The sequence below is a fragment of the Sodalis sp. (in: enterobacteria) genome (assembly GCF_047607725.1).
Lineage (GTDB): Bacteria > Pseudomonadota > Gammaproteobacteria > Enterobacterales > Enterobacteriaceae > JBLKSS01.
This window is the reverse complement of sequence record NZ_JBLKSS010000039.1, coordinates 1-8601: the sequence shown is the minus strand read 5'-3', so window position 1 is coordinate 8601 and position 8601 is coordinate 1. Positions and strand designations below refer to the sequence as shown.

Genomic DNA, 8601 nt, shown 5'->3' with positions numbered 1-8601 from the left:
ATGACCCGGCGGTGCCGCCGGCCTTACGCCCCTCGCCGGTGCGTCGGCCCCTGCCGCCGGAACTCCCGCGTGAAGAACGCTGTCTGGAGCCGCAGGAGCCGGCCTGCCCCGCTTGCGGCGGTGACCTTAAACCGCTGGGCGAGGATGTGAGCGAACAGCTTGAGCTTATCAAAAGCGCGTTCAAGGTGATAAAAATCCGGCGTAAAAAGAAGGCCTGCGCCCGCTGCGATGTCATCGTCCAGGTGCCGGCGCCGTCGCGGCCCATCGAGCGCGGCATCGCTGGACCGGGCCTGCTGGCGCGGTTGGCCGACGCGGTATGCGACTATGTGATGTCGATGGGTAAAGTCCACGTCGACGACACGCCGGTGGACGTGCTACAACCGGGCAAAGGCAAGCCTAAAACCGGCCCGCTATGGGTCTATGTGCGTGACGACCGGAATGCCGGTTCGACACAGCCGCCCGCAGTGTGGTTCGCTTACAGCCCGGACCGCAAGGGTGCTCATCCGCAAACACATCTGGCCGGGTTCAGCGGCCTGTTGCAGGCGGATGCGTACGCGGGCTTCAATCCACTGTATGAAGAAGGCCATATCCGCGAGGTCGGCTGCATGGCCCACGCCCGGCGTAAAATCCATGATATCCATGTGCGCCATCCGTCGCCGACCACTACCGAGGCCCTGCGCCGGATCGGTGAGCTGTACGCGATCGAAGCCGATATCCGGGGGCGCCCGGCAGAGGAACGACAACAGGTGCGCGAAGCACGATCCCGACCAATACTTGTTGGTCTGGAGAGTTGGGTCCGGGAAAAACTCACCACGCTGTCGCGCCAGGCCGATACGGCAAAGGCGTTCAACTACCTGATGAACCACTGGCGGGCGTTGTGCTACTACGCCGGCGATGGCTGGGCGGAGATCGACAATAATATCGCTGAAAACGCGCTGCGGGTAATAAGCCTGGGTCGCAAGAACTATCTGTTCTTCGGTTCGGATAGCGGCGGCGACCGGGCGGCGCTGATGTATACGCTGATCGGCAGTTGCAAACTGAACGGCGTGGAGCCGGAAGCGTATCTGCGCCATGTGCTGGCGATTATCGCGGATCATCCCATCAACAAAATCAAAGAGCTCCTGCCGTGGAACCTCACCATCCCTGCTGAATAACTGTCAATACGGCGCTGGGCGTACGCTTATGTTACAACAACGTATTGCGGCGAACGAAACCGCCTTTGCGGCTTTTCTAAACCTGTTTCTCAAGCAGTCAGATGATAGCTCGCTCGCCCAAAACGTGGCGTCATTTAAAGCCGTCGTGCAGCGCGCCAGCGACTTTATTGATATTATTCGTTGGTTAAATTATACCAATGTTGCCATGGTGGGCACGGGCGACGGTAAACGCAGGGCGAATATCACGCTGCTATCGCCGGCCATACTGAAAAAAACGCCGCCGTTTTATGCGGCTCAAGATACTTACGTTAAGGGCCTGGTGGTTATCACGGATTCCCTGTTCAATCTTTTAAATTGTTCCGGATGCCGCGATGCGAATAAACGGCAACGTTTGGTTGATGATGAATTGCTAAAGCAAATTATCCTGCTTTCCTCACCTATTAACCGGTTTATCTCCATACGCCACGATATAGGGACCCCGGTGCCGAAGATCTGTTCCGCGGACTCAGGAGCGCACCTCGCCTCGCTTGCCATGCACTACCACGAAGGCCTGATGAGCTATTTGTCTCACTACGCCGAAAAAATGCACTTGGCTCCGCCCCTTAAGCAGGAGGTAAATGATTTTATTCAACGCCATGCCGAGCTGAAAAACGCGCTCTTGATGACGAGCGCGGATTGGTTAATGTTGATGATACGCGACTATAGCGACGGTCAAGTCGCCGGTCGGGCTTGGCATGTCCTAGATCACCCCTGCATCGGCGACCCCCGCTAAAGGGTCACGCTGCTTACCTCCCGGCGGCAGAGGTCAAGCGATGGCCCCCTGGCGTTCCCGTTTCAACCTGCGGTACCTTTGTCGCCAGTACGGGCGCCGCCCTGGCTTCGTGTCAGGGCCGAGCATAACAATGGCGGCGGCGTAAACCGCCGCTACGCTGGCCGTGTCAGCCGACTGTCCGTGAAGGCTGGCATAGGTTAACGTTTAATTGTATGATAAATGCATCATCGTTAGGATGGCTACTATGCGCAAGATTTTGACTAACGCTTGGGCCTTTGTCCGGGCATTTATCCTCATTTAGCTTTGTTTATACGCCTGCATCTTCTTTTCCGCGCTGCTGCCATTCGCCATTCCCGGCAGCATTATCGGTATGTTGCTGCTTTTTTTGTTGCTCTCTTTTCAGCTGGTGCCGCCGCTGTGGTTAAAACCCGGCTGTTACGTGTTAATCCGCTACATGGCGCTGTTATTCGTTCCTATCGGCGTCGGGGTGATGAATTATTATCAGCAGCTTGCCGCTCAGCTGGGCGCTATCGTCGTCTCCGGCGCTGTCAGTACCCTCATGGTGATGGTGGTGGTGGGGCTCAGCTCCCATTATGTGCATCGCGAGCGCCCCATCGCCGACCAGCCTCAAGACGTTGGAGATCGTTAATGCTGCAGAATATGTGGTGGTCGCTGCCGTTAACGCTGGGGGTCTTTTTCGCTTCCCGCCGCCTGGCCAATCGGGTGCGCATACCGCTACTAAATCCGCTGCTGGTTTCCATGGTGGTGATTATCGTGCTACTGCTGGCGACCGGCATACCTTATAACCATTATTTCTCCGGCAGCAAGGTGCTCAACGATCTTCTCCAGCCTGCGGTGGTCGCGCTAGCGTATCCGTTGTATGAGCAGCTGCATCAAATTCGCGCCCGCTGGAAATCCATTATCAGCATTTGCTTTGCAGGCGGCCTGACCGCCATGGTAAGCGGCGTCGCCATTGCGCTATGGATGGGCGTTTCGCCTGAAATGGCCGCGTCGATATTGCCAAAATCGGTGACCACCCCCATCGCCATGGCGGTGTCACAATCCATTGGCGGCATTCCCGCCGTGACGGCGGTGTGCGTCATTTTCGTCGGGATTCTTGGGGCGGTTTTCGGCCACAGAGTGTTCAAGCTGCTGCGGATCTCCACGCGGGCGTCGCGCGGCCTGGCAATGGGCACCGCGTCTCACGCTCTGGGCACCGCCCGCTGCGCCGAGCTGGATTTTCAAGAAGGGGCGTTCAGTTCGCTGGCGTTGGTTATCTGCGGCATTATTACGTCCCTTATCGCCCCCTTTGTGTTTCCATTATTACTCAAATTATTCGGTTAATTGTTAACGATAAGATATCGATCGTAGTTAATCACGTTATCCCTGTTTACAATGATCGTCTGCCCAAAAGAACAGGGACCCCCTATGATTGCTCGTTTTGTACCGGCGCTGAGCGCGATCGACCGACCTTTACGGGATGCGCTGGCACCGCTGCTCGATCATAACGACTTCGCCGGCTGGCTGAGCGCCGGTCAGGTCAAGGCGCTTTTGCAGGCCTGCGACCTTGACGAAGACGCGTTATGTTTCTCGCTGCTGCCGCTCGCTGCCGCCTGTGCCATCACACCGCTTTCCCATTTTAACGTGGGCGCTATCGCACGCGGCATCAGCGGCAATCTGTATTTCGGTGCCAATATGGAATTTCACGCCGCGCCGCTGCAGCAAACGGTGCATGCGGAACAAAGCGCCATCGCCCACGCCTGGCTGCGGGGCGAAAAACGTCTGCGGGCATTGGCGGTCAATTATACGCCCTGCGGCCACTGCCGGCAGTTCATGAATGAATTGAACAGCGGCACCGATTTAATTCTCTGTCTGCCCGAGCGCCCCGCCGCGACGCTGGCGCGCTATCTTCCCGACGCCTTCGGCCCGCGTGATCTCGCCATTCAAAGCCTGCTACTCGATGAGATAGACCATCATTTCGCCGCCGTGACATGGATAGACCATGGGCTGAAAGCGGCCGCCCCCGCCGATAACGCTCCTTTGGTAAACGCGGCCCTTGATGCGGTCAACCAGAGCCATGCGCCCTACAGTCAAAGCCATAGCGGTGTCGCGCTGCAGACGCGGGATGGCCGCATCTATGCGGGACGTTATGCGGAAAACGCCGCCTTTAATCCTAGCCTGCCGCCGCTACAATGCGCGTTAATCTTAATGAACGCCAGCGGCGACGATAGCCGGCAGATAATGCGGGCGGTGTTGGCAGAGCGGCAAAATGCGCCGATAACACAATGGCCGGCCACCGCCGTCACCCTTGCCGCGCTGGGCTGCCACGAGGTGCATCATTTAGCGATCTCCCTTTGATTCAAAGCGCGTCGTGAGTCCGCCAACGGAGGGGCTTATCGGCGCGGGGTGAAAAATATATTACAACTCCGGCCGGACAATCACCGCCGTGATCTCTTATGCTGTTCCTACAGCCAACATTATCAGTAACGATGAGTGAAGAAAATGGAACTGGAATACGAAAGCAAACGTCCCCTGTATATACCCCATGCCGGCCCCATTCTGTTGGAATTCCCGCTGCTGAATAAAGGCAGCACCTTTTCCCTGGAAGAGCGTGACAATTTCAATTTGCAGGGTTTGCTGCCGGATACGGTGGAAACGATTGAGGAGCAGGCGGAACGCGCCTGGCGCCAATACCAGGATTTCCGCACAAATATCGATCGCCGCATTTATCTGCGCAATATTCAAGATACGAATGAAACGCTTTTTTATCGTAAGCGCCCCGTGGAGGACGTCTTGAATTATTGGTGGGTTTGTTGTATGGGACAGTAAACCTACGTTACACGCTTATGCTCATTGCATTTTCACATTGTATTGATTTTAATAACTTTTATTTCCATCCCAGTTTGAGTGATATGAAATTAGTGGTTCTGAAGTTTGTGATAGTGTCCATTAAAATTTAAGTGGACACTATCATCGCCGGATTATCCATGATCTGACAGCCGTTCCTTATAGGATGCGGGTTCACTAGGCATCGTAGTGGAACATATTCTTACCGGGCCATACAACAAACCCACCAATAATTCAAGACGTCCTCCACGGGGCGCTTACAACGACAGCGACGCCAGTAAAATGCTGAGAACCTACAATGTCACGTACTGGGGCAATAACTACTACGACGTCAATGAGTTGGGTCATATCAGCGTTTGCCCGGATCCTGACTTTCCCGAGGAATGCGTCGATCTGGCGGAACTGGTAAAACAGCGCCAGACCGAAGGCCAGCGTCTGCCGGCGCTGTTCTGCTTCCCGCAGATCTTGCAGCACCGTTTGCACTCCATTAACGCCGCTTTTCAGCGGGCGCGCGATTCCTTTGGCTACCAGGGTGGCTATTTCCTGGTTTACCCGATTAAAGTCAACCAGTACCGCCGCGTTATCGAATCGCTGGTCAACTCCGGTGAGCCCCTGGGCCTGGAGGCTGGTTCCAAAGCGGAATTGATGGCGGTACTCGCCCATGCCGGCATGACCCGCACGGTGATCGTCTGTAACGGCTACAAAGATCGGGAATATATTCGCCTGGCGCTTATCGGCGAAAAGATTGGCCATAAAGTCTACTTGGTGATTGAAAAACTTTCCGAAATCACGCTGGTGCTGGAGGAGGCGGAACGGTTGAATGTGGTGCCGCGCCTCGGCGTGCGCGCCCGCCTGGCCTCGCAGGGCTCCGGCAAATGGCAATCGAGCGGCGTCGAGAAATCAAAATTTGGCTTGGCGGCGGCACAGGTGCTGCAACTGGTCGATCTACTGCGCGCGAAAAGGCGGTTGGACAGCCTGCAGTTACTGCACTTCCACTTGGGTTCCCAATTATCGAATATTCGCGATATCGCTTCCGGCGTGCGTGAGTCGGCGCGTTTTTATGTCGAATTGCATAAATTAGGTGTCCATATTGAATGTTTCGACGTCGGCGGCGGTCTGGGGGTCGATTATGAAGTCACCCGTTCGCAATCCGACGGCTCGGCCAATTATGGCCTGAACGAATATGCCAACAATATCATCTGGGGTATCGGCGATGCCTGTAATGAATACGGCCTGCCGCACCCAACGGTCATTACCGAGTCCGGCCGGGCGGTAACTGCGCACCATACGGTGCTGGTGTCCAATGTCATCGGCGTGGAGCGCAATGAATACAGCGAGCCACATCCGCCGGAGACGGACGCCCCGCGCGCGTTGGAAAGCCTGTGGCAGACCTGGCAGGAAATGCAGGAGCCGCGCAACCGTCGCTCGTTACGCGAATGGCTGCACGACAGCCAAATGGATTTGCATGATGTCCATACGCAATATACTCACGGTATGCTGGATCTGACGCAGCGCGCCTGGGCCGAGCAGCTGTATCTCAGCATCTGCCGCTTAATTCAAACGCAGCTCGATCCAAGCAATCGCGCCCACCGGCCGATAATCGATGAATTACAAGAGCGTATGGCGGATAAGCTGTACGTCAACTTCTCGCTGTTCCAGTCGATGCCGGACGCCTGGGGGATAGACCAGCTGTTCCCGGTTCTGCCGCTGGCGGGGCTGGATAAGCCGCCGGAGGGGCGCGCGGTGCTGCTTGACATCACTTGACATCACTTGCGACTCTGATGGCACCATTGATCATTACATTGACGGCGACGGTATCGCCACCACCATACCAATGCCGCTTATGATGCCGATAATCCGCCGGCCCTCGGCTTTTTTATGGTGGGTGCCTATCAGGACATCCTCGGCAACATGCATAACTTGTTCGGCGATACCGCCACGGTGGATGTGTATGTGTTCAAGGACGGCAGCCTGGAGATGAACGTGTCTGACGAAGGTGATACCGTTGCCGATATGCTGCGCTATGTGCAGCTCGATCCCGATGTGCTGCTGACCCGTTTCCGTGACCAGGTGAAAGACACCGATCTGGATGCCGGGCTGCAAAGCGAATTCCTGGAGGAGTTCGAGGCGGGCCTGTACGGTTACACTTACCTGGAAGATGAATAACGTTAAGTAAGGAATGATGATGAGTACCCTGGGTCATAATTACGATAATTCGCTGGTGTCGAACGCTTTCGGTTTCCTGCGCCTGCCGCTGGAATTGTAAGCGCCCCGTGGAGGACGTCTTGAATTATTGSTGGGTTTGTTGTATGGCCCGATAAGAATATGTTCCACTACGATGCCTAGTGAACCCGCATCCTATAAGGGACGGCTGTCAGATCATGGATAATCCGGCGATGATAGTGTCCACTTAAATTTTAATGGACACTATCACAAACTTCAGAACCACTAATTTCATATCATTCAAACCGGGATGGAAATAAAAGTTATTAAAATCAATATAATGTGAAAATACAATGAGCATAAGCGTGTAACGTAGGTTTACTGTCTCATACAACAAACCCACCAATAATTCAAGACGTCCTCCACGGGGCGCTTACGTTTTCAGTACCTATGTGGTGGAGAAGCAGCATAGTCTGAGCACCATTGCCGACTCCATGCAAAAACGCATCGACAAATATCGCGTCGCGGCCTATCAGCTTTATGACGCTAGCGGCAAAAACGACCCCCAGGCGCTGCAGCCCAACGGCGCTCAAGAGGTGCGGCTACGTCCGGACGTCTATTTTGTGGATAAACCCCATAAGAAAACCGACGCGATGATTTTCGGCAGCCATGAAAACGCGACCTACACCCGCGCGCTGGCGATGTCGCGCTATCTTGACGTGCTGTGGGGGGCCGAGAATAACAGCTTCACCCTGTACTATCTTAACGGCAGCGATAACAGCCTGACGCTCATCTCCACGCAGCCGCTGCGCGAGACAAATCCCCGCTTTCGCGACAGCTATATCGGCTCGCTGGTGGATTCTCGCCGCGGCGAAATGCTGCAGCAGGCCAACATCCTGGATGAACGCGAAAGTTTCTCACCCCTGCGCAAATATCGTTTTCTCAACGACTACTATTTCACGCAGCACATGATTTTCAATCAGCCAGGCCATCTGGCGATCATTATCGCCTTCGATTTGCCCATCAACGATATTATTCCGCTAAATATGGCGCGCGCCAATTTCGCACTTAATCGCGCCGCCGACAGAAACGCCACGGACAGCGACGTGGACGATGACGATATTGATGACGCCCAGGCGCCGCGGGTTTCCAGCCGGATGAGCGGCGCCATGCTCGAAATTACGGCGCCGTTATCCAATGCGCCGCTGTTCATGGCCTACCGTGTTTCGCTCATTAGCCTGGCCCTCGAGCTGCTGCATAATAATCTGTGGCTGGTGCTCATCGACCTGCTGTTAATTGCCTTCTCGCTGCTCGGCATTTACCTGGTGCGCAAAAACTTATTGCGCCCCAATGCAGATTCCGACGTATCCGATCATCTGTTCCGGTGACATCCGATCAGTTATTCCGATATTTTCCGATCACCCATTCCAGTGATATTCGATCACGTGTTCGCTCATCTTCTGACTCAGTTTTAGTCTATTTTTCCTATGCTGGCTACTCCTTGCTCTTTGCGTAGTGATTCGCCTTTAAGTTCCAGTCGATAGCTGGGGTGTACTAGCCGATCGAGTAACGCGTCAGCTGTCGTGGGGTTTTTTATCAGTCCATACCATTTTTTTACCGGCAGTTGACTGATCAGGATGCTGCTGCTTTTGTCGTAACGATCTT

The 8601-nt window shown here is 55.0% G+C and carries 6 protein-coding genes and 4 pseudogenes; 9 read left to right on the top strand and 1 reads right to left on the bottom strand.

Annotated elements, in window-relative coordinates:
* The 9 genes and pseudogenes from tnpC to ACMX3H_RS04425 form a co-directional block, all read left to right on the top strand.
* Window positions 1–1154, top strand: a 1154-nt coding sequence (tnpC, locus tag ACMX3H_RS04465; protein WP_415209952.1) for an IS66 family transposase, incomplete at its 5' end; no start/stop codon positions are given.
* A gap of 28 nt (window positions 1155–1182) precedes the next feature.
* A complete protein-coding gene (locus tag ACMX3H_RS04460; protein WP_415209951.1) occupies window positions 1183–1926 on the top strand; it encodes a hypothetical protein in 744 nt (247 codons plus the stop codon).
* A 244-nt stretch (window positions 1927–2170) separates the two neighbouring features.
* Window positions 2171–2575 (top strand): annotated as a pseudogene (locus ACMX3H_RS04455) (CidA/LrgA family protein).
* The gene (locus tag ACMX3H_RS04450) at window positions 2575–3270 is read left to right on the top strand and encodes a CidB/LrgB family autolysis modulator (RefSeq protein WP_415209950.1); all 696 of its coding nucleotides are present in this window, start codon (window positions 2575–2577) and stop codon (window positions 3268–3270) included. The pseudogene ACMX3H_RS04455 and the gene ACMX3H_RS04450 overlap by 1 nt, the downstream one beginning before the upstream one ends.
* 84 nt (window positions 3271–3354) lie before the next feature.
* Window positions 3355–4284, top strand: coding sequence for a cytidine deaminase (gene cdd / locus ACMX3H_RS04445; protein ID WP_415209949.1), 930 nt, complete (start codon window positions 3355–3357; stop codon window positions 4282–4284).
* A gap of 144 nt (window positions 4285–4428) precedes the next feature.
* Window positions 4429–4698 (top strand): annotated as a pseudogene (locus ACMX3H_RS04440) (NAD-dependent malic enzyme); the annotation flags it as partial.
* Between the two features lie 273 nt (window positions 4699–4971).
* Window positions 4972–6939, top strand: a pseudogene (gene speA / locus ACMX3H_RS04435) (biosynthetic arginine decarboxylase).
* Window positions 6940–6958: 19 nt separating this feature from the next.
* Window positions 6959–7030: pseudogene (locus ACMX3H_RS04430) on the top strand (hypothetical protein); the annotation flags it as partial.
* Window positions 7031–7388: 358 nt separating this feature from the next.
* The gene (locus tag ACMX3H_RS04425; RefSeq protein ID WP_415209948.1) at window positions 7389–8324 is read left to right on the top strand and encodes a hypothetical protein; all 936 of its coding nucleotides are present in this window, start codon (window positions 7389–7391) and stop codon (window positions 8322–8324) included.
* 83 nt (window positions 8325–8407) lie between these two features.
* Here the strand turns inward: ACMX3H_RS04425 and ACMX3H_RS04420 are convergent.
* A partial coding sequence (locus tag ACMX3H_RS04420; protein WP_415209947.1) for an ATP-binding protein occupies window positions 8408–8601 on the bottom strand: 194 nt, incomplete at its 5' end.

Excerpts from the sequence above, each read along its gene's own strand:
- ACMX3H_RS04460 (WP_415209951.1), top strand. The coding sequence starts at position 1,183 with ATGTTACAACAACGTATTGCGGCGAACGAAACCGCCTTTGCGGCTTTT.
- ACMX3H_RS04450 (WP_415209950.1), top strand. The coding sequence starts at position 2,575 with ATGCTGCAGAATATGTGGTGGTCGCTGCCGTTAACGCTGGGGGTCTTT.
- cdd (WP_415209949.1), top strand. The coding sequence starts at position 3,355 with ATGATTGCTCGTTTTGTACCGGCGCTGAGCGCGATCGACCGACCTTTA.